The sequence below is a fragment of the Rubrivivax sp. A210 genome (genome assembly GCF_904426505.1).
In the GTDB taxonomy this organism is placed as follows: Bacteria; Pseudomonadota; Gammaproteobacteria; order Burkholderiales; family Burkholderiaceae_C; genus Rubrivivax.
This window is the reverse complement of the sequence record NZ_CAJGBN010000072.1, coordinates 1-22,674: the sequence shown is the minus strand read 5'-3', so window position 1 is coordinate 22,674 and position 22,674 is coordinate 1. Positions and strand designations below refer to the sequence as shown.

Genomic DNA, 22,674 nt, shown 5'->3' with positions numbered 1-22,674 from the left:
TCCTCAGACTTTCCGTTCGACTTTTTGACCCAGCAGGCCTTGCGGCTTGAACAGGATCACGGCCATGAAGATCAGCAGGGCCACGGCGTCCTTGTAGGCCGGCGAGATATAGGCCGAGGCCAGGTTCTCGCAGACACCCACGATGAGCCCGCCCAGCAGGGCGCCGCGCGAGTTGTTGAAGCCGCCGATGATGGCGGCGAAGAAGGCCTTGGTCGCCAGGCCCTCGCCCATGTCGAACTTGGCCAGGTAGGTGGGCGTCACCAGCAGCGCCGCGGCGCAGGCCAGCAGGGCGTTGATGGCAAAGGTGTAGAGCACCATGCGCGGCACGTTGATGCCCAGCACGGTGGCGCTGTCGGTGTTCTGCGCCACCGCCTGCATGGCGCGGCCGGTGACGGTGCGCGACAGGAAGGCCTGCGTGCCCAGCACCAGCAGCAGGGCCAGCGCCAGCGTGCCGACATCGGCCAGCGTCACGGTGACGCCGGCGATGTTGAACAGCTTGTCGGCAAAGAGGCCGGGGAAGGGATGGGCCTCGGGGCTGTAGCCGGCGCGCACGCCGTTGCGCATGGCGATGGACAGGCCCAGCGTGGCCACCACCACCGGCATCATGCCGAAGCGGATGAGCGGGTCGATGAGGCCGCGCTTGAAGACCCAGCCGAGCAGGAAGACCGCCACGAAGCAGGTGAGGGCGAAGCTGGCCAGCAGCGGCAGGCCCAGGTTGTTGAAGGCCAGCATCAGGAAGGCCGGGACCATCACGAATTCGCCCTGGGCGAAGTTGATGGTGCCCGAGGCCTGCCAGAGCAGGGTAAAGCCCAGCGCGGCCAGCGCGTAGATCGCACCCGTGGCCATGCCGGACAGCAGCAGTTGGATGAAGTCGGTCATGGCAGCACCGGGCGCGAGTCGGTCGCTTACTTCTTGGCGGACAGCGGGGGCAGCACCTCCTTGACGACCTGCTTGCCGCCCTGCACTTCCACCAGGAAGCTCTCGCGGTCGAGGTCGCCCTTGTCGTCGACGCTCACGTCCATCAGCACGCCGGGCTCCTTGGCGGCGCTGACCTTGAGGCCGTGCATGGCCTTGGTGAGGGCGGCGCGGTCGATCTTGCCGGCCTTCTCGAGGCCGGCCTTCATCAGGTAGACGCCGGTATAGCCCTTGATGCCGTTGTGATCGGGGATGTACTTGTAGTCGCGGTAGAAGTTGGCCTTGAACTTGAGCATCAGCGGGTTGGGCGCGTCCACCGTGAGGCCGACGTGGGCCACGGCGCCGTTGGCGGCGTCACCGGCCAGCTCGATCACCTTCTGGCCGGTGAGCACGGTCTCGCCGACGATGGGCTTGGCGACGCCCTGCTTGCGCAGCTCGCGCAGTGCGCGTGCCGCCTCTTCCTCGTTCGTGTAGACGAAGATGGCGTCGGCATTGCTCTGCTTGGCCTTGAGCACCGGCGAGGCCCAGTCGATCTGTCCCGGCTCGGTGGAGATGTCGGCCACCACCTTGACGCCCTGCTCGGCCAGGGCCTTGCCGATCATGTCGCGACCGCCCTTGCCGTAGTCGTTGTTGACGAAGACCACCGCCACCGTCTTGGCCTTCAGGTTGGCGGCGATGTAGCGGCCGATCTTGGGCATCGCGTTCTGCTGTCCGAAGCTGGTGCGGAACACATAGGGGTTGCCCTGCATCGTGATCGAAGCCGCCTCGGCGCCGGTGAAGTTGGGCACCTCGGCGCGCCGCGTCTCCGACATGCTGACGATCATCGAGCCCGAGAAACCGGGGCCGAAGACGGCCAGCACGTTGTCATCCACCGCCTTCTGCGCCAGGCCCTTGGCCACGCCCGGGTTGCTTTGCGTGTCGGCGTGGCTGACCTCGATCTTCTTGCCCAGGATGCCGCCGGCGGCGTTGATCTCCTTGATGGCCAGGTCCATGCCGTTCTTGAAGTTGTTGCCGGCGGTGGCGCCGCCGCCCGACAGCTCTTGGATGCTGGCGATCTTGATCGTGGCCTGGGCCTGGGCCAGGCCGCCTGAGAAAGCGAGCGAGGCGGCGATGAGGGTGAGGCGTAGCGCTTGCATGGGTTGTCTCCTTGGTATGGGTGTGCGTGAGGGCGAGGGATGGGCGGTGAGGCCTAGACGAGCGTGGCGCCAGGCGCCTGGAAGAGGGTGCGCAGTTCCGACGGGTCGGCGCTGACCTGGCGCGCCAGCGCGTCGTAGCCAAAGAAGGCCAGGTATTCGGGCACCTGCTGCACCAGCATCTCGAAGCCCGGGTGGGCCTTGATGCCGCGCTCGGCGCAGGCGCGCAAGAGCGGCGTGGGCGCGCTCTTCATCAGGATGTCGACGACGGTGGCGCCGTGGTCGATGCGGGCCACATCGAAGGGCATCGGGTCGTCGGAACGCAGGCCCAGCGGCGTGCAGTTGACGACGAGGTCGAAGCCGGCCGGGTCGGCGCTGGCGGCAGCGACGAGGGGCGCATCGAAATGCCGGCGCAGCCGCGTCACCACGGCCTCGGTGCGGGCCGGCGACAAATCGTGCAGCGCGATGCCGGCGGCGCCGGCCGTGGCCATCGACGCCGCGATGGCAACGCCGGCACCGCCCGCGCCCACCAGCAGCACGCGGCGGCCGGCGACATCGAAACCGAAGCCCTGCAGCGAGCGCGCAAAGCCGATGCCGTCGAACAGCGCGCCCTCCAGCCGGCCATCGACGCCGCGCCGCACCGCATTGACGGCGCCAGCCGCCTGGCCCAGGCGGTCGCAGTCGTCCAGCATCTCGTAGAGCGCGGTCTTGTAAGGGATGGTGAGCCAGAGGCCGTCGATGTTGCGGGCCTTGAGTGCGTGGCGCACGAAGCCGGCCAGGTCGGCCTCGGCCACGCTGGCCGGCACCAGCACGGCGTCGATGCCGGCCTGGCGGAACAGGTGGTTGAAGACGGCGGGCGCCCGCACCTGGGCGATGGGTTCGCCGAGGATCATGAAAACGCGCGTGGTGCCGGAGATGTCCATGGGTGCGTCGTTGGAAGCGGGCTGCGGGATGCGATGGCGGCACGATAGGCAGGGCCCGGGTTCGCCACAAGGCGCAAAGACAGCCTCCGCGCGATAATCGCGCAGCGCGAGCGGCCACCGCCCATAACTTGGGTTTCCCCTGAGGCCCCGGCAGAGGCGGCGAGCGTGCGCGAGGAGTTGCCATGACCACCGCCCCCTTCCCCATCGAGCGCAAAGACCTGATCGAGGGCTTCGGCAAGGGCCTCAAGGTGATCGAGGCCTTCGACCACGACCACGCCCGCCTCACGCCCAGCGAGACCGCCGAGCGCGCTGGCATCACGCGCACCGCGGCCCGCCGCTACCTGCTGAGCCTGGCGCACTTCGGCTTTGCCGACAGCGACGGCAAGCACTTCTGGCTCACGCCGCGCGTGCTGCGCCTGGGCCAGAGCTACCTGGAATCGGCGCGCCTGCCGCGCCTGGTGCAGCCCTTCATCCAGCGCATCTCGATGCAGTGCGGCGAAACCATCAACGCCAGCGTGCTCGACGGCCACGAAATCGTCTATGTGGCGCGCAGCAACCCGCCGCGCCTGGTGTCCATCGGCTACCAGGTGGCAGCGCGCGTGCCGGCCCATGTGGTGTCGCCGGGCACGGTGATCCTGTCGACCTTCACCGAGGACGCGCTGGCCGAGTGGATCGCCGCGCACGATTTCAGCTCCTTCACCTCGCACACCATCACCGACCGCGCCAAGTTCCACGAGCGGGTGCGCGCCGCCCGCGCACTCGGCCACTGGATCTCCGACCAGCAGCTCGACATGGGCCTGCGCGGCATCGCCGTGCCGCTGATCGACCGCCACGGCGCCTGCCGCGGCGCCATCGGCACCACCATTCCTTCGCAGGCCTACAGCGTCGAGGACCTGGTGGCCAAGCTGCTGCCGCTGCTGCGCGAGGCGGCGCAGGCGCTGCGTCCCCTGATCTGAGGCACCCGTCCATGTAGCGTTGGCGCATCAGATGTATGCGGGTGTTCCCGCATTCGGATCGAAGGCCGCGCACGCTGCGCGATAGGCGCGCAACAGGGCTGGTCGGGCACCAACCGCGGTGCTGCAATGACGGCACACCGGACAGGGCCACTCGCGCTGAGCTTGCGAAACCCGCCCGGTCCACGGCCCCCAATCCACCCGACAAGTCGACGACTGCCGTCGCCACCCCACCCGGAGACTAGCCATGAAGCGAATCGCCCTCGCCGCCGCCCTGACCGCCCTCGCCGGCGCCGCCAGCGCCCAATCCACGGTCACGCTGTTCGGCCTGATCGACCTCAACGTCAACAAGTCCATGGCCGGCGGCAAGTCGGGCGCGGCTGACCTGACGGCGATGAACGACGGCACCGTCAACGGCCTCAACGGCTCGCGCTGGGGCGTCCGCACCAGCGAAGACCTGGGCAACGGCATCCGCGTCGGCGCCCACCTGGAAGCCGGCATCCTGGTCGACACCGGCACCTCCGCCCAGGGTGGCCGCGCCTTCGGCCGCCAGATCTTCGCCTCGGTCTCGTCCAAGGAAGCCGGCGAAGTGCGCCTGGGCCGCCAGTACATCCTGAGCGACTCGGTCGTCGGCGCCGGCAACCCCTACGGCAACGGCGGCGTGTGGAACCCCACCACCTCGGTCACCAACGTCGGCAAGAACCTGCCGATGTTCCTGAACGCGCCCCGCGCCGACAACATCGTCCAGTACCAGACCCCGGCCCTGGGCCCGGTGACGCTGGCCGCCCAGATCGCCCCGGGCGAAGGCACGAACGACCGCTTCCACGGCCTGCGCGCCGTCTACTCGGCCGCGGGCCTGTATGTCGGCGCCACCTACGAGTGGGGCGAGTCGCGCGCCACCGGCAAGACCAACAACAAGTCGGTCTCGCTGTCGGCCAACTACGACTTCGGCAAGTTCAAGGTCAAGGGCGGCCTGCAGCGCAACAGCGACCTCGCCACCGGCAGCGGCAACGGCGCCGCCGTCGGCGTGAGCAACCTGGTGGTCACCGGCGACACCACCTTCACCTTCGACAAGTCCAACGGCTGGACCCTGGGCGGCGAGTTGCCCATGGGCGCCATGACCCTGGCCGCCAACTACACGCGCATGACCTACGACGGCACCAATGGCGCTTCCGATGACCTCGGCAAGATCGCCGTCGGCGGCTGGTACGCGCTGTCCAAGAGCACCCTGCTCTATGTCGGCGCCTCCTTCGCCACCGGCGGCCTGAAGGACTACATCAGCCAGGAAAAGGTGATGCACGCCGGCATCCGCACCTCGTTCTGATCTGACGGCAGCGGGCCGGCCGCGCGGCACCTGCCGCCTGGCCGCCCGCCTTGCCATTGCTGACCGCGCCACGGGTACAGCCCCGGCGCCGCCCCTTGCGGCTGTACCGCCCAGGCCTTTGCGGCGCGCAGAATCGTGCGCTCGGCAAGGAGCGACGCGATGCGAGACAAGCGGCCACGGCCTTCGCAAGATCCCCCGCCAGGTTCCCCGCCAGGGCGACGCGCCCTGCTGCGCCAGGGGCTGGCGCTGGGCGCAGCCGGCCTGCTGGCGCGCGCCGCTGGCGCTGCGCCGCCGGCACCGGCAGCCGCCACCCGGCCGCTGCCCAAGAGCGGCGAACCCCTGCCCCTGGTCGGGCTGGGCAGCTGGATCACCTTCAACGTCGGCCGCGACGCCGCCGCGCGTGAGCAGTGTGCCGACGTGATGCAGGCCTTCTTCGAAGGCGGCGGCCGCCTCGTCGATTCGTCGCCGATGTACGGCTCGTCGCAGGACGTCATCGGCCACGGCCTGCGCCGCCCTGGAGCGCTGGCGCGCGTGCTGGCCGCCGACAAGGTGTGGATCAGTCCGGGCGCGCGGGGTCCGGCACAGATCGAGGCCTCGCGCCGCCTCTGGGGCGTGGCGCGCTTCGACCTGCTGCAGGTCCACAACCTGCTGTCCTGGCAGGAGCACCTGCCCACGCTGTTCGAGATGAAGGCGGGCGGACGGCTGCGGCACGTTGGCGTCTCCACCTCGGAAGGCCGCCGCCATGCCGAACTGGAGCAGATCATGCGCAGCCAGCCGCTGGACTTTGTTCAGCTCACGCTGAGCCTGCGCGACCGCCGCGCCGAGGAACGCCTGCTGCCGCTGGCGCGCGAGCGCGGCATCGCCGTCATCGTGAACCGGCCCTTCGAGGGCGGCGAGCTGCTGCGCAGCCTGGGCCGCCAGCCACTGCCGGCCTGGGCCGGCGAGCTGCAATGCACGAGCTGGGCGCAGCTGGCGCTCAAGTTCGTGCTCGGCCACCCCGCCGTGGGCTGTGCCATCCCGGCCACCACCCGCATCGATCATGTGCGCGAGAACCTGGCCGCCGCGCACGGCCGCCTGCCCGACGCCAGCGAGCGCGCACGCATGGCGGCCCTGGCCGACAAGCTGCTGTGAGCCGCGCCTGATGGAATTGGGGGGCCTCGCCTGGGCCGACTGGGCCAGCTACCGCGCTGCCAGCTTCCTGCCCTATTCGCCGCGCGCCTGGGCTCGCCTGGTGGCCGCCTACAACGCCGAGATCTGGCCGCTGCAGCCGCTGCTGCTGGCGCTGGGCCTGGCCGCCCTGGCCCAGGCCTGGCGCTGCGCCGCGCCGGCACGCCCCGTCTGGGCCCTGCTCGGCGGCGCCTGGTGCTGGGTGGGCTTCGGCTTCCTGCACCGCCACTACGCCAGCCTCAACTGGGCCGCCGATGCGCTGGCCTGGGCCTATGGCGCCCAGGGCCTGGCACTGGCCTGGGCCGCCGCCCGGCAGGACGGCCTCGGCTTTGCGCCGCAGCCGGCGCTGCGCACGGCACTTGGCCGCGCCACCGTCGCGCTGGCCCTGCTGGCCTGGCCACTGGCCCGCGCGCTGGCCGGCCGACCCCTCGAACAGACCGAGGCTTTTGGCGCCCTGCCCGCTCCGACCGTCGCGGCCACGCTGGGCATGCTGCTGCTGGCGCGCCGCCCGCCTTGGTGGCTGTGGCCGGTGCCGCTGCTGGCGGCACTGCACAACGGCGCCATGGGCTGGGCCCTCCACGGCGCGGGCGGCGGCTGACAGGCTGGGCTGCAGCCCGGGCATCCACCGCAGATGCCGGGTTCGGCGCAGATGCTGCCGAGCCAGGCCTGGCCCTGGCCCTGGCCCTGACCGCCCGCCTTGTGTCAGGTCAAGCCCCGTGCGCGGCGAGGCCCGGAAAATCCCTGGTTGTCGTCAGGTCAGGGCGAACTCAGTCTTGGGTCGCGGCCGGCTGCCGCGGCGGGACAACTTCGCAAACGCCACTATGCAGTCCCCTGTCGCCCTCGCCTCGGTCGCACCCGCCAACCCGGGCGGGGCCAGATTGCGCCGCCTGGCCTGGGGCATGCCCGTGGTGGTGGTGGCCATCATCACCTTCCAGCTGTGGAGCGTGCATGCCGGCCACCGCGACCTCCAGACCCAGGCCATCGCCCGCGAAAGCCTGCACGCCGAGCAGTTGGCGCGCGCCAAGGCCGAGCAGGTGCGTACCCTCATCCTGGGCGCCGACCGCCTGCTGCGCCAGTTTCGCGACCAGTACGCCGCCGGCCAGCTGGCGGCGGCCAAGGTGTCGGCCCAGACCACCCTCGAGGCCTTTCCCGAGGGCGCCGTCGTCCACCTCTCGGCATCGGACGCCGGCGGCACCATCCGCTACTCGTCGCGACCGACCACGCCAGCGCCCTTCGTGGGCGACCGCGAGTACTTCAGTGTCCATGCCAAGGGCGTGACGGACGTCCTCTACATCAACAAGCCCGTGCGTTCGCGTGCATCGGGGGACTGGATCGTGGTGCTGACCCGGCCGCTGCTGGGCACCGACGGGCGCTTCGCCGGCGTGGCCATGCTGTCACTGTCACCGCAGTACCTGTCCGACGAGCTGGGTGCCATGCCGACGAGCCCCCACGACGCCATCTCACTGTTCTTTACCGACGGCAGCTATCTGGCGCGCAGCCACGACATCGACAAGCTGCTCGGCACCGGCCTGCCGGCCGACCGGCCTTTCCTGCAAGCCGGAGCGCCTGCCCATGGCGTGGCGCGCCAGGTGGCCTTTGCCGACAGCCGGGCACGCCTCTACGGCTGGGCCCGCCTGGATCCGTTGCCGCTGATCGTGAACGTCGGCCTCGACGAAGCCGCGGCGCTGGCGCCAGCTGCGGCCGCGGCAGATGCAGCCTGGATGCGCGCCGCCCTGGCCGTGCCGCTGGCGCTGCTCATCACCGGCGGCTTTTCCTGGCTGCTGCTGCGCAGCGGCCGCCACCAGCAACAGCTGGCCTCCAACGATGCGTTGCTGCGGGCCACGCTCAATTCGACGGCCGACGGCATCCTGGTGGTCGGCGGCCACGGGCAGCTGCTGGCGATGAACACGCGCTTCCGCGAGCTGTGGCGCATACCCGAAGAGCTGGCCGAAGCCGATCACGACCAGCCCCTCATCGACCACGTCCTCGCCCAGTTGCACCATCCGGCAGAGTTCCTGATCGGCGTGCAGGCGCTCTATGCCTCGGATCGCCAGTGCCTGGACTTCGTCGAGTTCAAGGACGGGCGCGTGTTCGAGCGCTACACGCAGACGGTGGTGCTGCAGGACGAGCAGGCGCGGCTGTGGTCCTTCCGCGATATCACGGCTCGCCGCATCGCCGAGGAACAGCTGGCGCGCATGTTGGCCGAGCTCGACCACCACCGCCTGCACCTGGAAGACCAGGTGGCCGAACGCACGGCCCAGCTCGAGGTGGCGCGCAAGCGCGCCGAATCGGCCAACCGGGCCAAGAGCGCCTTCCTGGCCAATATGAGCCACGAGATCCGCACGCCGCTCAACGCCATCACCGGCATGGCCTACCTGCTGCGCCGAGGCGGCCTGGCACCGGCGCAGTCGCAGCAGCTTGCCCGCATCGAGACCGCCGGCCAGCACCTGGTGCAGATCATCGACGCCGTGCTTGACCTGTCCAAGATCGAGGCCGGCCGGCTCGTGCTCGAGGAGGGTGATGTCGATGTCGTGGCCATCCTCGACAGCGTGGCCGCCATGGTGCAGGCAGGTGCGCGGGCCAAGGGGCTGGACCTGGCGGTGCGGGCGCCGCCAGACCTGCCGCGGCTGGCGGGCGACGAGATGCGGCTGAAGCAAGCGCTGCTGAACTATGCGGCCAACGCCGTGAAGTTCACCGAAAGCGGCAGCGTCACACTGGCCGCAACGGTCGCCGAGGCGTCCGAGGCCGGGCTGCTGCTGCGCTTCGAGGTCAGCGACACCGGCATAGGCATTGCACCCGCGGCCCTGGCGCGGCTCTTCGAGCCCTTCGAGCAGGCCGACAACTCCACCACCCGCGTCCATGGCGGCACCGGCCTGGGGCTGAGCATCGTCAAGCGCTTGGCCACGATGATGGGCGGCGACAGCGGAGCCGACAGCAGCCCTGGCGCCGGCAGCTGCTTCTGGTTTACCGCGCGGCTGCGCGTACAGGCGCCGCTGCCGGCCCCGCCGCCCGCGCCGGCCGAGGCGGCCGTTGCGCTGCTGCGGCGCCACCACGCCGGCTGCCGCGTGCTGCTGGTGGAGGACAACCCCATCAACCGCGAGATCGCCACCGGCCTGCTGGAAGGCGCGGGGCTGGCCTGCACGGCGGCGCAGGACGGCGTCGAGGCCGTCGAGCGGGCAACGCTGGAACCTTTCGACCTGATCCTGATGGACGTGCAGATGCCGCGCATGGACGGGCTGGAAGCGACGCGCCAGATCCGCGCCCTCAATGGCGGCGCCCAGCCGCCCATCCTGGCGATGACGGCCAATGTCTTCGACGAGGACCGCCGGCTCTGCCTGGAGGCGGGGATGGACGATTTCATCGGCAAGCCCATGGTCCCGGACACACTCTACGCCAGGATCCTGCACTGGCTGGCGACGGGCCAGAACAGGCAAGGCGGCTGAACGGCGCCCAGGGAAGAGCGCCCGCATCGGGCGCGCAACCAAGCCGCCCTCCGCCCACCCGGGAACGCCCGGCGCGGCGCCCGCTGCGTTTCTAGAACCAGGCCCCTATTTTGTTGCATTGCAGCAAAAACAGCTTGCATCCACCGTCGAGGCCTCTACACTTCGGGTCATGTTGCAGCGCAGCAAAGCAGTCTGAGCGATGCGGCAAGTGCACCCCAACTTTTGACCACCCTCCAGGAGATCACCATGACTTTCACCCCCGAGCAATTCGCCGCCGCCCAGAAGGCCAATGTCGAAACCCTCTTCGGCCTCACCGGCAAGGTCTTCGAGAGCGTCGAGAAGCTGGTCGAGCTGAACCTGCAAGTGGTTCGCAGCTCGCTGGCCGAAGTCGCCGAAACCACCTACGCCGCCCTGTCGGCCAAGGACGCGCAAGAGCTGCTGGCCCTGCAAGCCGGCCTGCTGCAGCCCGTGGCCGAGAAGGCCAGCGCCTACAGCCGCGCCCTGTACGACATCCTGGCCGGCAGCAACGCCGAGCTGACCAAGGTGGCCGAAGCCACCCTGGCCGACGGCCAGCAAAAGGTTCTGGCCCTGGTTGACAGCGCCGTCAAGAACGCCCCGGCCGGCAGCGAGAACGCCGTCGCCCTGGTGAAGTCGGCCGTCGCCGCCGCCAACAACGCCTTCGAAAGCGTGCAGAAGGCCGCCAAGCAGGCCACCGAAGTCGCCGAAGCCAACTTCGCCGCCGTCACCAACTCGGCCGTCAGCGCCACCAAGGCCGCCACGGCCACCGCCGCCAAGGCCGCCAAGCGCGCCGCCTAAGCAGCGCCTACGGGCAGGCCCAGCCTGCCCTGCACCACCCCCGAAAACGGGCCGGCCTTGCCGGCCCGTTTTCCTTTGTGGCGCCGATCTTCTTGCCGGCCCGCCGCCCTGTCGCGGCCACCCCTCCCCCAAGCCGTGCCGGCGGCCCGCCCAGGTGATCTCCACCGCCACTTTCACCCCGACCCAGGGATAACCATGAGAACGGCCGATGACCGGACAACAACGTCCGATGATCGGACATTCTGGTCTTGGTGCGCCTTGTGGCCCCGGGGTGGGAAACCTATTCTGCAAACCATGGAAACGCAGCCGGCAGGCACCGTCAGCAACGCGGTTCCCAGCCCCGTAGAGCCCCACATCAACCCGGAGACATCGACCATGGCAACCGCCCCCCAGACCGTGAACCCCATCACCGCCGAGCAGCAGGAAGAGCTGGACATGGTGTTCGAACGCGCCCGCAAGGCGCTGGCGATCATCGAGACCTATGACCAGGCGCGCGTCGACCGCCTGTGCCAGGCCGTGGCCTGGGCGGTGGCCAACAAGCAGACCTTCACACGCCTGGTCGACATGGGCATTGCCGAAAGCCGCCTGGGCGACGCCGCCAGCCGCATGGGCAAGCGCATGAAGATCCGCGGCGTGCTGCGCGATGCACTGCGTCAGAAGAGCGTGGGCATCATCGAAGAGATCCCCGAGAAGGGCATCGTCAAGTACGGCAAGCCGGCCGGCATCATCGCCTGCATCGTGCCGACCACGAACCCCGACCTGACCCCGGCCGGCAATGCCATCTACGGCATCAAGGCGCGCGACGTGGTCGTCTTCTCGCCGCACCCGCGCTCCAAGAAGACCAGCTTCGAGACCGTGCGCCTGATGCGCGAGGCGCTGGAGCGCGAAGGCGCGCCGGCCGACATCCTGCAGTGCCTGACCAAGGTCAACATCCCGATGTCGCAGGCGCTGATGGCGCGCGCCGACCTCATCGTCGCCACCGGCGGCCAGCCCATGGTGCGCGCCGCCTACAGCTCGGGCACGCCGGCCTACGGCGTGGGTTCGGGCAACTCCACGATGATCATCGACGAGACCGCCGACATCGTCGAAGCGGCCTACAACACCCGTCTGTCCAAGACCAGCGACTTCGGCTCCGGCTGCTCGGCCGACGGCAACCTCATCATCGAGGAAAGCATCTTCGACAAGCTGCTGGCCCAGCTGCAGGTGGAAGGCGGCTACCTGGCCTCGGCCGAAGAGAAGGCCCTGCTGCGCCGCGCGATGTGGGACGACGAGGCCCACCGCACGGCCGACACCGTGGCCATCGCGCCGCAGGCGCTGGCCAAGGCCGCCGGCTTCAGCATCCCGGCCGACCGCAAGTTCATCATCGTCCACGGCGACGGCATCGGCCGTGAGCACCCGTACTCCGGCGAGAAGCTCACCACGCTGCTGGCTGTGTACAAGTACAAGGGCTTCGACCAGGCGCTGGACATGATGCGCGCGGTCTACGAAGTGGGCGGCAAGGGCCACTCCTGCGGCATCTACTCCTTCGACCCGGACCACATCCACCGCCTCGGCCTGGCCGCGCCGGTGAGCCGAATCATGGTGCGCCAGCCGCAGAGCAAGGCCAACGCCGGCGCCTTCAACAACGGCATGCCCATGACCAGCAGCCTGGGCTGCGGCACCTGGGGCGGCAACGTCGTGTCCGAGAACGTGGGCCTCAAGCACTACCTCAACACGACCTGGGTCTCGGTGCCCATCAAGGAAGACAAGCCTTCCGACGAAGAGCTGTTCGGCAGCTTCTACGACCCGGCGCTCGAGGCCGAAGTCGAGACCATCACGACCTGATCACCGCCCCGCCCCACCCGCACCGGAGCCCTTCATGGCCGCCAAGACACCCGAAGAGATCATCGACGACGCGCAGGCGTGGTGGTCGACCTCCATCATCGACATCCACCCCGGCAAGATCGCGATGCGCGGCTACGCCATCGAGGAGCTGATCGGCACGGTGCGCTTCCCGCAGATGATCTGGCTGATGCTGCGCGGCGAACTGCCGACGCCGGCGCAGGCCGAGCTGCTGGAGCACTCGATGGTGGCGGCCGTCGACCACGGCCCGCACGCACCATCGATCGCGATCTCGCGCATGGCGGTGTCCTGCGGCCTGCCGGTCAATGGCGCCATGGCCTCGGCCATCAATGCGCTGGACGACGTGCATGGCGGCGCCGGCCAGCAGTGCATGGAGCTGTATTGCGAGATCGCCGCCGAGGCGGGCGCTCATGTCGAAGATGAAGCTGACGTGACGCGCGCCACCGAGGTGGTGATAGGCCGCTGGCGCGAGCGCGGCATCAAGATCTTCCCCGGCTTCGGCCACCGCTTCCACCCGCTGGACCCGCGTTCGCCGCGCCTGCTGGCGCTGGTGGACGCGGCCCAGGCCAAGGGCGTGGTGGGCGGACGCTTCGCCCGCATCGGCCGCGCGGTCGAGGCGGTGCTCGGCCGCGGCCGGCCCAAGCCCATCCCGATGAACATCGACGGCGTCACCGCCATCATCTACTGCGAGCTCGGCTTCGAGCCCGAGCTGGGCCGCGGCATCTTCATCCTCTCGCGCGCCGTCGGCATCCTGGCCCACGCCTGGGAGCAAAAGCAGCAGGGCGCGCGCATCAAGGGCCCCATGCCCAAGACCATCCCCTACCGCTACACCGGCGCGGCGCCCCGCCCGGTGCCGGCCCAGGACTGAGAAGCCTTCAACCCCACAAAAGGCTCAGCGCCAGGTGGCGCCGCGGGCCGCAAGGAGACACCCCATGAAAGACCAGATCGCCAACCTGCTCATCAAGTACCTCGAGGCCCGCGGCGTCGAGCACATGTTCGGCCTCTGCGGCCACACCAATATCGCGGTGCTCGCGGCGCTGTCCAAGAGCGAGAAGATCCGCTTCATCAACACCCGCCACGAGCAGATTGCGGCCCATGCCGCCGACGGCTATGCCCGCGCCACCGGCAAAGCCTCGGTGCTGCTGTCGCACCTGTCGCCCGGCCTCACCAATGCGGCCACCGGCGTCGCCAACGCCGCGCTCGATTCCATCCCCATGGTGGTGATCGCCGGCGACGTGCCCACGCACTACTACGGCAAGCATCCGCACCAGGAAGTCAACCTGCACGCCGACGCCTCGCAGTACGAGATCTACCGCCCCTTCGTCAAGCGCGCCTGGCGTGTCGACTCGCCGCATCTCTTCCCCGAGATCATGGAAAAGGCCTTCCAGCTGGCCGAGAGCGGCCGCCCGGGCCCGGTGCTGGTGGACGTGCCGATGGACATCTTCTCCAAGGAAATCGACAGCGAGCTGTTCGACCGCGTGCTGAAGAATGCGCGCGAGCTGCAAAAGCCCTCCATCGACGACGAGACCGCCGAGAAGATCGTGCGCCAGCTGCTCGAGGCCAAGAGCCCGGTGCTCTACGTGGGCGGCGGCATCCTGCTGGCCGACGCAGCCGAGGAGATGCGCGCCTTTGCCGAGCATCTGCAGCTGCCGGTGGCGCACAGCCTGATGGGCAAGGGCGCCCTGCCCGACGACCACCCGCTGATCCTGGGCATGACCGGCTTCTGGGGCACGCATTACATCAACGACAAGTGCAAGGGCGCCGACTGGATCCTCGCGCTGGGCACGCGCTTCTCCGAGGCCGACTGCAGCTCGTGGGAGAAGGCCTACACCTTCGACTTCGACGTCACCAAGCTCATCCACATCGACATCGACCCGGCCGAGATCGGCCGCAACTACCCCGTGGCCATCGGCGCCATGGCCGACCTGAAGCAGGCGCTCAAGGTGCTGAACCGCGTCGCGCGCCGCCTGCTGCCGGCTGGCGTGCAGCGCCCTGCCCTGGTGGCCGAGATGGCTGCCAACCGCCAGAGCTTCGTGGCCGGCAACCAGGCCGCGAGGACCAGCGACGCCTGGCCCATGCGCCCCGAGCGCATCCTGGCCGACCTGCGCCAGGCCCTTCCGCGCGACGCCATCCTGTGTACCGACGTGGGCTGGAACAAGAACGGCATGGCCCAGCAATACCCCGTCTACACACCGGGCAGCGTGTTCACGCCGGGCGGCTTCGCGACCATGGGCTTCGGCTCGCCGGCGGCGCTGGGCGCCAAGGTGGCCGAGCCCGACCGCGTGGTGGTGGCCCTGATCGGCGACGGCGGCTTCGGCCAGAACCCGGCCGCCCTGGCCACGGCGTATGAGGAAGACATCGCCGTGATCTGGGTGATCATGAACAACCACGCCTTCGGCACCATCGCCGGCCTGGAGATGGCGCACTACGGCACCACCTTCGCCACCGTGTTCGAGAAGGACGGCAAGAGCTATTCGCCCGACTATGCAGCCATCGCCCGCGCCTACGGCGTCGAGGGCATCAAGATCGAATCGGCGGCCGAGCTGAAGCCTGCGCTCGAGAAGGCCATCGCGCTGAAGAAGCCGGTGGTGCTGGATGTCTACATGAAGAACGAGCCGGTGCCCACCGCCGGGCACTGGAACATCATGGACATCTACTCGCCCGGCAAGAAGGTGCACCACGTCAGCACCGGCGACTGAGAAGGCGCGAATGAACCTGCTGCGCGACCCGATCTCGGTCCTGCGCGCATCAAAGTACGGGTGTACGGCTGCGGTGCTCGAACCAAGCTCGGGCCGCTCGCGACGGTTCCTTCACACCTTCTGAATCTGCCACCGCCGCCGTCCAAGGATCCCCATGGCACAGCTGTTCTCGCTCGCCCACCTCACGGTGCTGGGCTGCCCGCCGCCCGAGATGACCTACATCGCGGCGCGTGCGGGTTATGACTTCGTCAGCATCCGCCCCATCTTCATGGGCCTGCCCGGCGAACCCAACTACGCGCTGGCCGACAACCCGCAAATGCTGCGCCAGACCAAGCGCGCGCTGGCCGACACCGGCGTGCGCGTACACGACATCGAGCTGGCCCGCGTCTACGAGGGCCTGCACCCGACCAAGTACCTGCCGGCGATGGAAGTGGCAGCCGAACTCGGCGCCAAGGCCGTGCTGTCCAGCATCTGGGGCGGCGAGCGCGACGACTACCTCGACAAGTTCGCGCGTATCTGCGACCTGGCCCGCCCCTTCGGCCTGACGGTGGACCTGGAATACGTGCCCATCGCCGCGGTGGCCAACCTGGCCCAGGCGGTGGACGTGCTGCGCACGGTGAACCGCCCCAACGCCGGCCTGATGGTCGACATGCACCACTTCCACCGCGCCCGCGACAACCCGGCCGACCTGGACGCGCTGCCGCGCGAGTGGTTCCACTTCGCCCATCTGTGCGACGCGCCGGCCGAGATCCCCACCGAGCGCGCCGAGATGATCCGCATCCTGCGCGAGGCACGCAGCTATGTCGGCGAAGGCGGCATCGATGTCGCCAGCGTCGTCGACCACCTGCCGCCCGACTGCGTCTTCTCCATCGAACTGCCCAACACGGAGCGGCATGAAGAGCTGGGCTATGCCGAGCACGCGACGCGCTGCCTGGAGACGCTCAAGGCCTATCTGGTGCGCGAGCGGCCGGGCCGCTTAGCCTGATCGCGGTCAGCGTACCGAAGACGCTTGGGCCTCACACTTAGTCAGACAGGTTTTGGAGTGCATCGCATGAAGCAGAGCAAGAAGATGATCGATGCGCGCGGCAAGAAGCTGGGCGGCGAGACGCCGCTGCTGGGCACGCCGCTGGTGGGCCGCACGCGCGCCGGCCTGCTGGCCGAAGCGGCCCGAGTGATGGCGCAGAAGCCCGACATCGTCGAGTGGCGGGTCGACTACTTCGAGGCCATCGCCGACACCAAGGCCGTGCTGGAAACGGTGGCCGCGCTGCGCGAGCTGCTGGGCCGCACGCCGCTGATCTTCACGCGGCGCTCGGCCACCGAGGGCGGCGAGCGCATTGCCATCGCCGACGACAAGGTGGTCGAGCTCTACGAGGCCGTGGCCGCCAGCCACCGGGTCGACTTCATCGACTTCGAGATGGCCAACGAGGCCGAGCATGTGCGGCGCGTGCGCGCCGCGACAAAGCTCAACAAGGTGCGGCTCATCCTCTCGTACCACAACTTCAGCTACACGCCGGGGCTGGACTTCCTGGTCGACAAGTTCCTCGAGGCCGAGCGCCTGGGCGCCGATGTCGCCATGGTCTCGGTGATGCCGCGCGACCGCGCCGACGTGCTGACCCTGCTGGCCGCCACCGAGCGCGCCGACGCCAAGGCCCACATCCCGCTGATCAGCATGTCGATGGGGCCGCTGGGCGCGGTCTCGCGCATGATCGGCGGCCTCTTCGGTTCCGGCCTGACCTACGGCGTCGGCGAATCGGCCTCGGCGCCGGGGCAGATTCCGCTCGGCGACCTCGTCACCGTCTTCGACATCATCCGCCGCTCGCGCGGTGGCGAGATGTTCTGAGGCCTGGCCGCCCCACCCCTTTCACATCCAGCAGCGCACCATGACCACCGCACGCCCCATCCTGCTCAAAGGCCGCCCCATCGCCGACGGCGCCTTTCCGCTCATCATCACGCCCTTGGTCGGCCGCGACGCCGGCGCCATCCAGGACGAACTGGCCGCCATCCTGCCCAAGCGGCCCGACATGCTGGAGTGGCGCGTCGATTTCTTCGAGGCCATCGCCGACACCACCCAGGTCATCGCCACGGCGCTGGCCATACGCGCGGCGGCGGGCGGCATCCCGGTGCTGTTCACGCGCCGAAATGTCACCGAGGGTGGCCAGACGCTTCCCATCGCCGAGCCGGCCGTGGTGGCGCTGATTGCCGCCGTCTGCGAAGCCCGGTGCGTCGAGCTGATCGACTACGAACTCTCCAACGCGCCGGCCGACCTGGCGCTGCTGCGCCGCGCCTCGGCGCAGCACGGCATCGCGATGGTGATGTCCTTCCACAACTTCCAGCAGACGCCTTCGGGCGCCGAGCTGGACGCCAAGTTCATGCGCGCCCGCGAGCTGGGCGCCGATGTCGCCAAGCTGGCGGTGATGCCGCGCGACCCGGCCGACGTGCTGACGCTGCTGGCCGCCACCCTGCGCGCCAGCCAGGCGCTGGACATCCCGGTCATCAGCATGTCGATGGGCGCCATCGGCTCGGTCAGCCGCATGATGGGCTGGATCTATGGCTCGGCCGCCACCTTCGCGGTGGGCAAGTCCAGCTCGGCGCCCGGCCAGGTGGCCATCGATGAATTGCGCGCCATGCTGGCCACCGTGCGCAAGACCACCCTCGGTTCTTGAGCGTCAGCGCCGGTGGCGGGCCCGGGCGAGCGGGCCTTCCGTTTGCCGGCGCTGGCGCTCTTTTCTCATGCAGAATGACCCGGCACGGGGGCGACAGCCGTGTTTTGCAAGGCCCGCCGCAAGGCCCGCCGCAAGGCCGGCGCGCAGCGCTGGCAGCCGCCCCGCAGACCCGATCCAGGAGATGGCATGCCAGTCGCAGTGTTCGACCGCGAGGCCCTAGGCGAAGCGCCCAATCCGCTGGGCATGGACGGCATCGAGTACGTCGAGTACTCGACCAAGCAGCCGCAGGCCCTGGGCCAGGTGCTCGAGGCCATGGGCTTCAAGGCCGTGGCGCGCCACCGCTCGCGCGAGGTGCTGCTCTACCGCCAGGGCGGCATGAACGTGGTCGTCAACGCCCATGCCGGCGTGCTGCGCTCGACATTGGCCACCGACGACGGCGCCCCGCGCATCAGCGCCCTGGCCTTCCGGGTGCGCGACGCCCGCGCCGCCCATGAGCGCGCGCTGGCGCTGGGGGCCTGGGAAGTGGCCATGCACGCCCATGTGATGGAGCTCAACATCCCCGGCATCCACGGCCCGGGCGGCGCCCACATCTACTTCGTCGACCGCTACCGCGATTTCTCGATCTACAGCGTCGACTTCACGCCCATCCCGGGCGCCGACCCCCAGCCCGAGGGCACGGCCGGCCTGCATTGGTTCGGCATCGTGCAATACATAGGCAGCGAGCGCACCGACGACTGGGTGGAGTTCTACCACCGCCTCTTCGGCTTTGTGCGCCTGCCTCAGGACACCAGCTTCGGCATCCTGCCCAAGGGCACGCTGCTGCAAAGCCCGCAGGGCGGTGCCACCGGCTTCTACCTGCAGCTGATCGAGCCCGACCGCGCCACCGTGGTCTACGACGAGCAGGAGCTGTTCCACCGCATCGGCTTCGGCACACCCGACGTGCCGGCCGCAGTGGCGGTGCTGCGTGGCGCTGGCGTGGATTTCATCGACACGCCTCCGGTGCGCGTCACCGAGCGCGGCGCGATCACGCGCAATGCGCTGCGCTCGGTGGTGTTCGAGCTCGTCCACGATCCGCGGCGCTGAGCCTGCCGCCATGAAGATCGCCGAATTCGCGATGGACACGGCCTCGCTGGCCGGCCCGCTGCCGGCCAAGCTGAGGGCCATGCGCGCGGCCGGCTTCGGCCAGCTGACGCTGAGCGCACGCGACCTGGTGGGCCATGAGCAGGGCCTGGAGGCCGCCATCGCCGCGGTGCGCGCCAGCGGCCTGCGCGTGGCCGCCTTCGGCGCGCTGCGCGATTTCGAGGGCCTGTCGGGCCCGCTGCACGAGCACAAGGTCGGCATGGCCAAGTCCATGATCCAGATGTGTGCCGCGCTGGGCTGCAAGGTGCTGGTGGCCAGCGCATCCACCCATCGCCAGTCTTCCACCGACGGCGCCACGCTGTCGCGCGACCTGCACAAGCTGGGCATGCTGGCCCTGCCGCACGGCATCCAGATCGCCTACGAGGCCTTGTCGTGGGCGCGCACGGTGCGCCACTACACCAAGGCCTGGGAACTGGTCGACCGCGCCGACTGCCCCAACCTAGGCATCGCCCTAGCCTCGGCCCATGTCTTTGCCGGCAAGGACGATCTCGACGACCTCGATCTGGTGGACCCGTTGCGCATCCACCTTGTGCAGCTGTCCGACTTCATGTCCGACGAGCCGCCCACGCTGGAAGAGAACATCGCCGCCGGCCACAACTCGCGCGTGTTCCCGGGCGAGGGCGTCAACAGCGAAGGCCTGTCACAGTTCGTGCTCGCGCTCGACCGCCTGGGCTACCGCGGCAACTACAGCTTCGATGTCAGCAACGACGACTACCAGCAGCTGCCGCTGCCGGCCGTAGCCGAACGCGCACGCCGCTCGGCCGTGTGGCTTTCTGAGGATGTGCTGCGCCGATTGGTGCCCCTGCCCGGGGCGATGCGGCTCAGGACGCCGTCGGCTTAAGCGCCTTCCACGCGCAAGCTGGCGAAGCGCTTCTCGGTCTCCACCCGCATCTCGCGCCGCACGATGGCGGCAGCATGGCGGCGGCGCTCGTCGGGCGAGAAGGGTCGCAGCGGCGGCACCGGCACCGGCTTGCGCTCGTCGTCGACCGCAACCATGGTGAAGAAGCAGCTGTTCACATGCCGCGCCTTCTGCGTGCGGATGTCTTCGGCGATGACCTTGATGCCCACCTCCATCGACGAGCTGCCGGTGTGGTTGACGGCGGCCAGCAGCGTCACCAGCTCGCCCACATGCACGGGCTGGCGAAAGATCACCTGGTCGACGCTGAGCGTCACCACGTAACGGCCGGCATAGCGGCTGGCACAGGCATAGGCCACCTGGTCGAGCAGCTTGAGCAGGGTGCCGCCGTGTACATTGCCGGCGAAATTGGCTGTGTCGGGCGTCATCAGCACCGTCATCGTGAGCTGGTGTGCCGGTAGTTCCATCGTTCTTTCCTCGGGCCTGCGCCGGTAGCTTCGTCGCGTGCATCGATTGTCCCGAGCCCGGCCCGCGGGGAACAGCCAGTGCCAGCCGCGGGTGCCTCGGGGCTAACCCGCGTTTCGGCCACTGATCGGACGGCGACGTCCGATCATCGCCCGGGACCCCACCCAAGCCTCTGGGATAAGTGGGTCTGGCTGCCTAAAGTGAAGACACGCCACCCAGGTCACAAGACATGGCCTCAAGCCACGATCACGAGCCCGCCGGCAGGCACCAGACGCGCAAGGCCACGGCCAGCGGCTGGATAGGCTCGGCCCTCGAGTACTACGACTTCTTCATCTACGCCACCGCGGCGTCACTGATCTTTCCGCAGATCTTCCTCCCCAAGGGCGACCCCAAGACCGCCATCGTCGCCTCGCTGGCCACCTACGGCGCGGGCTATGTCGCGCGCCCCATCGGCGCCTTCTTCCTCGGCCACTGGGGCGACACCCACGGGCGCAAGAGCGTGCTGGTCATCTGCATGTTCCTGATGGGCTTCTCAACTGTGGCCGTGGGCCTGCTGCCCACCTACGACCAGGTTGGCCTTCTGGCGCCGGCGCTGCTGGTGCTGCTGCGCCTGATCCAGGGCTTTGCGGTGGCGGGCGAGATCTCGGGCGCCAGCTCGATGATCCTCGAGCACGCGCCCTTCGGCCGTCGCGGCTACTTTGCCAGCTTCACGCTGCAGGGCGTGCAGGCCGGCCAGATCCTGGCTGCGGCGGTGTTCCTGCCGTTGGCCCACTACATGCCCACCGAGGCCTTCAGCAGCTGGGGCTGGCGCATTCCCTTCCTGCTGAGCTTCATCGTCATCGTGGCCGGCTGGATCATCCGCCGCGAGGTCGACGAGACGCCAGCATTCGCCGAGGTCAGCGAAGCGGGCAAGATGCCGCGCGCCCCCATGGTTCAGGCCATCGCCGAGAGCTGGCGCGACATGCTGCGCGTGATCTGCATGGCGCTGATGAACGTGATCCCGGTGGTGACCTCGATCTTCGGCGCCGCCTATGCGGTGCAGCCGGGCTATGGCATCGGCTTCTCCAAGGACGTCTACCTGTGGATTCCGGTGCTCGGCAACATCCTGGCGGTGCTCGTGATCCCGCTAGTGGGCAGCCTGTCCGACCGCATCGGTCGCCGCCCGCCCATCATCGTCGGCGCGCTGTCCTCGGGCCTGCTGTCCTTCGGCTACCTCTACGCCATCAGCATCCACAACGTGCCGCTGGCGGTGGTGATGTCGCTGCTGATGTGGGGCGTTGTCTACCAGGGTTACAACGCGGTCTTCCCGAGCTTCTACCCCGAGCTCTACCCCACCCGCACCCGCGTCTCGGCGATGGCGATCTCGCTGAACCTGGGCACGCTGGTGACGGCCGTGCTGCCGGCCCTCTTCGCCACCGTGGCGCCCCCGGGATCGACGAATATTCCGGTCGTCATCGGCTCGATCACGCTGGCGGTGACAGCGGTTGCGGCAGCCGCAGCCTGGTCGTCGCGCGAGACCTACCGCATCTACATGAACGACCTCGGCAACGCCAATGCCGTGCCAGTCGAGGCCGGCGAGTATCAACGGCATCGTAAACAGACCTTGCGCCAGACGAGGCTCGGCCAAGCGGCCATGTGATCCCGAGTTCGACACCAAACGCTGTAAGTGGTTGATCTGCGTAGAGTCGGCCCTTTCGGCTGCCACTACAGCAAGGACATTTGAGCGTTGGCACCGGGCTTCTTGAGGTTGAGTGCGTCCAACACTTCGGCCTGTTCGGTGCTGACGGTGGACATGCCGACCATTCGCGCGGCGTGACGTGGCGGATGCTGACGCCGGTTCGCTGTTCCGCACCGCCAAGTATCGGCCGGAGTTCCCTGCCAAAGGCTTCGCCAGTCTGAACGAGACCAGGTCAAGGGCGGCTGAGTTCGTGCGTTGGTAGAAGTTCGACCACCGCCACAGCGGTATCCGCTACGTCAGCCCACAGCAGGGCCATGCCGGCGACGATCAAGCCATCTTGTCGGCCCGGGATGCGCTGTACAGGCAGGGCACAGGGATGCGCACCCGGCACGCTGTTCTGGCAACACGAGGAACTGGTCGCCTATCGGCTCGATCACCCTCAACCCAGGGCGCGATGCAGTGGTCCCGATGGCTGCCAGCATTCAACATACTCAGCCCAAGGCTGAGTGACTGAGGCGACAACGACCTCGGTTACCGACAATCGCTACAGCGGCCTTGGCCGAATGGAGTGCCCAAAGGCGAAAGGGCCCCAACCTTTCGGTTGGGGCCCATTCTGGTAAATAGCCTGACGATGTCCTACTTTCACACGGGAACCCG

At 68.9% G+C, this 22,674-nt stretch carries 19 protein-coding genes and 1 pseudogene; 16 read left to right on the top strand and 4 right to left on the bottom strand.

What is annotated here, in order from left to right; translation table 11 throughout:
* Nucleotides 1-3 precede the first annotated feature (3 nt).
* Genes JMV16_RS23290 through JMV16_RS23280 form a run of 3 tightly spaced genes read right to left on the bottom strand, consistent with a single transcriptional unit; the run spans nt 4 to nt 2,971 of the window.
* Nucleotides 4-879, bottom strand: a complete 876-nt coding sequence (locus JMV16_RS23290) for a branched-chain amino acid ABC transporter permease (protein WP_201496725.1) — start codon at nt 877-879, stop codon at nt 4-6.
* 26 nt (nt 880-905) lie between these two features.
* Nucleotides 906-2,051 carry an ABC transporter substrate-binding protein gene (locus tag JMV16_RS23285; protein WP_201496724.1) on the bottom strand — a complete coding sequence of 382 codons (1,146 nt, stop codon included), beginning with the start codon at nt 2,049-2,051 and terminating at the stop codon, nt 906-908.
* A 53-nt stretch (nt 2,052-2,104) separates the two neighbouring features.
* Nucleotides 2,105-2,971, bottom strand: a complete 867-nt coding sequence (locus JMV16_RS23280) for a shikimate dehydrogenase family protein (protein WP_201496723.1) — start codon at nt 2,969-2,971, stop codon at nt 2,105-2,107.
* A gap of 182 nt (nt 2,972-3,153) precedes the next feature.
* On the opposite strand from JMV16_RS23280, the gene JMV16_RS23275 reads away from it, so the two are divergent.
* From JMV16_RS23275 to JMV16_RS23210, 14 genes are all read left to right on the top strand, one after another.
* Nucleotides 3,154-3,927, top strand: coding sequence for an IclR family transcriptional regulator C-terminal domain-containing protein (locus JMV16_RS23275; RefSeq protein ID WP_201496722.1), 774 nt, complete (start codon nt 3,154-3,156; stop codon nt 3,925-3,927).
* Nucleotides 3,928-4,171: 244 nt separating this feature from the next.
* Nucleotides 4,172-5,248: a porin gene (locus JMV16_RS23270; protein ID WP_201496721.1), complete on the top strand. Its 1,077-nt coding sequence runs from the start codon at nt 4,172-4,174 to the stop codon at nt 5,246-5,248.
* Between the two features lie 159 nt (nt 5,249-5,407).
* Nucleotides 5,408-6,379, top strand: a complete 972-nt coding sequence (locus tag JMV16_RS23265; RefSeq protein WP_201496720.1) for an aldo/keto reductase — start codon at nt 5,408-5,410, stop codon at nt 6,377-6,379.
* A gap of 10 nt (nt 6,380-6,389) precedes the next feature.
* On the top strand, nt 6,390-7,013 hold the full coding sequence (locus JMV16_RS23260) for a DUF6064 family protein (RefSeq protein WP_201496719.1): 624 nt from the start codon (nt 6,390-6,392) through the stop codon (nt 7,011-7,013).
* A gap of 223 nt (nt 7,014-7,236) precedes the next feature.
* Nucleotides 7,237-9,858, top strand: coding sequence for a response regulator (locus tag JMV16_RS23255; protein WP_201496718.1), 2,622 nt, complete (start codon nt 7,237-7,239; stop codon nt 9,856-9,858).
* A 246-nt stretch (nt 9,859-10,104) separates the two neighbouring features.
* Nucleotides 10,105-10,674: a TIGR01841 family phasin gene (phaP, locus tag JMV16_RS23250; protein WP_201496717.1), complete on the top strand. Its 570-nt coding sequence runs from the start codon at nt 10,105-10,107 to the stop codon at nt 10,672-10,674.
* 375 nt (nt 10,675-11,049) lie between these two features.
* Entirely contained in the window at nt 11,050-12,498 is a 1,449-nt protein-coding gene (locus JMV16_RS23245) for an aldehyde dehydrogenase family protein (RefSeq protein ID WP_201496716.1), read from the top strand.
* Nucleotides 12,499-12,532: 34 nt separating this feature from the next.
* A complete protein-coding gene (locus JMV16_RS23240) occupies nt 12,533-13,384 on the top strand; it encodes a citryl-CoA lyase (RefSeq protein WP_201496715.1) in 852 nt (283 codons plus the stop codon).
* Between the two features lie 64 nt (nt 13,385-13,448).
* On the top strand, nt 13,449-15,215 hold the full coding sequence (locus tag JMV16_RS23235) for a thiamine pyrophosphate-binding protein (RefSeq protein ID WP_201496714.1): 1,767 nt from the start codon (nt 13,449-13,451) through the stop codon (nt 15,213-15,215).
* Between the two features lie 154 nt (nt 15,216-15,369).
* A complete protein-coding gene (locus JMV16_RS23230; protein ID WP_201496713.1) occupies nt 15,370-16,200 on the top strand; it encodes a sugar phosphate isomerase/epimerase family protein in 831 nt (276 codons plus the stop codon).
* A 66-nt stretch (nt 16,201-16,266) separates the two neighbouring features.
* Nucleotides 16,267-17,055, top strand: coding sequence for a type I 3-dehydroquinate dehydratase (gene aroD / locus JMV16_RS23225; RefSeq protein WP_201496712.1), 789 nt, complete (start codon nt 16,267-16,269; stop codon nt 17,053-17,055).
* A 40-nt stretch (nt 17,056-17,095) separates the two neighbouring features.
* Nucleotides 17,096-17,878 (top strand): type I 3-dehydroquinate dehydratase, encoded by a 783-nt coding sequence (gene aroD / locus JMV16_RS23220; RefSeq protein WP_201496711.1) that lies wholly within the window; start codon nt 17,096-17,098, stop codon nt 17,876-17,878.
* Nucleotides 17,879-18,064: 186 nt separating this feature from the next.
* A complete protein-coding gene (locus tag JMV16_RS23215; RefSeq protein WP_201496710.1) occupies nt 18,065-18,961 on the top strand; it encodes a 4-hydroxyphenylpyruvate dioxygenase in 897 nt (298 codons plus the stop codon).
* A 10-nt stretch (nt 18,962-18,971) separates the two neighbouring features.
* The gene (locus tag JMV16_RS23210) at nt 18,972-19,859 is read left to right on the top strand and encodes a sugar phosphate isomerase/epimerase family protein (protein ID WP_201496709.1); all 888 of its coding nucleotides are present in this window, start codon (nt 18,972-18,974) and stop codon (nt 19,857-19,859) included.
* Here the strand turns inward: JMV16_RS23210 and JMV16_RS23205 are convergent.
* Complete coding sequence (locus tag JMV16_RS23205) at nt 19,856-20,341, bottom strand: acyl-CoA thioesterase (RefSeq protein WP_201496708.1); 486 nt, start codon at nt 20,339-20,341, stop codon at nt 19,856-19,858. The genes JMV16_RS23210 and JMV16_RS23205 overlap by 4 nt on opposite strands.
* A 227-nt stretch (nt 20,342-20,568) precedes the next feature.
* On the opposite strand from JMV16_RS23205, the gene JMV16_RS23200 reads away from it, so the two are divergent.
* Nucleotides 20,569-21,978 carry an MFS transporter gene (locus JMV16_RS23200; protein ID WP_201496707.1) on the top strand — a complete coding sequence of 470 codons (1,410 nt, stop codon included), beginning with the start codon at nt 20,569-20,571 and terminating at the stop codon, nt 21,976-21,978.
* Between the two features lie 163 nt (nt 21,979-22,141).
* Nucleotides 22,142-22,527: pseudogene (locus tag JMV16_RS24375) on the top strand (hypothetical protein); the annotation flags it as partial.
* Nucleotides 22,528-22,674: the final 147 nt, after the last annotated feature.

Coding starts and splice junctions, on each gene's coding strand:
- JMV16_RS23285 (WP_201496724.1), bottom strand. CDS start 2,051: ATGCAAGCGCTACGCCTCACCCTCATCGCCGCCTCGCTCGCTTTCTCA.
- JMV16_RS23235 (WP_201496714.1), top strand. CDS start 13,449: ATGAAAGACCAGATCGCCAACCTGCTCATCAAGTACCTCGAGGCCCGC.
- JMV16_RS23275 (WP_201496722.1), top strand. CDS start 3,154: ATGACCACCGCCCCCTTCCCCATCGAGCGCAAAGACCTGATCGAGGGC.
- JMV16_RS23200 (WP_201496707.1), top strand. CDS start 20,569: ATGGCCTCAAGCCACGATCACGAGCCCGCCGGCAGGCACCAGACGCGC.
- JMV16_RS23290 (WP_201496725.1), bottom strand. CDS start 879: ATGACCGACTTCATCCAACTGCTGCTGTCCGGCATGGCCACGGGTGCG.
- JMV16_RS23280 (WP_201496723.1), bottom strand. CDS start 2,971: ATGGACATCTCCGGCACCACGCGCGTTTTCATGATCCTCGGCGAACCC.
- JMV16_RS23265 (WP_201496720.1), top strand. CDS start 5,408: ATGCGAGACAAGCGGCCACGGCCTTCGCAAGATCCCCCGCCAGGTTCC.
- phaP (WP_201496717.1), top strand. CDS start 10,105: ATGACTTTCACCCCCGAGCAATTCGCCGCCGCCCAGAAGGCCAATGTC.
- JMV16_RS23270 (WP_201496721.1), top strand. CDS start 4,172: ATGAAGCGAATCGCCCTCGCCGCCGCCCTGACCGCCCTCGCCGGCGCC.
- JMV16_RS23215 (WP_201496710.1), top strand. CDS start 18,065: ATGCCAGTCGCAGTGTTCGACCGCGAGGCCCTAGGCGAAGCGCCCAAT.
- JMV16_RS23255 (WP_201496718.1), top strand. CDS start 7,237: ATGCAGTCCCCTGTCGCCCTCGCCTCGGTCGCACCCGCCAACCCGGGC.
- JMV16_RS23205 (WP_201496708.1), bottom strand. CDS start 20,341: ATGGAACTACCGGCACACCAGCTCACGATGACGGTGCTGATGACGCCC.
- aroD (WP_201496712.1), top strand. CDS start 16,267: ATGAAGCAGAGCAAGAAGATGATCGATGCGCGCGGCAAGAAGCTGGGC.
- JMV16_RS23210 (WP_201496709.1), top strand. CDS start 18,972: ATGAAGATCGCCGAATTCGCGATGGACACGGCCTCGCTGGCCGGCCCG.
- JMV16_RS23230 (WP_201496713.1), top strand. CDS start 15,370: ATGGCACAGCTGTTCTCGCTCGCCCACCTCACGGTGCTGGGCTGCCCG.
- JMV16_RS23240 (WP_201496715.1), top strand. CDS start 12,533: ATGGCCGCCAAGACACCCGAAGAGATCATCGACGACGCGCAGGCGTGG.
- JMV16_RS23245 (WP_201496716.1), top strand. CDS start 11,050: ATGGCAACCGCCCCCCAGACCGTGAACCCCATCACCGCCGAGCAGCAG.
- JMV16_RS23260 (WP_201496719.1), top strand. CDS start 6,390: ATGGAATTGGGGGGCCTCGCCTGGGCCGACTGGGCCAGCTACCGCGCT.
- aroD (WP_201496711.1), top strand. CDS start 17,096: ATGACCACCGCACGCCCCATCCTGCTCAAAGGCCGCCCCATCGCCGAC.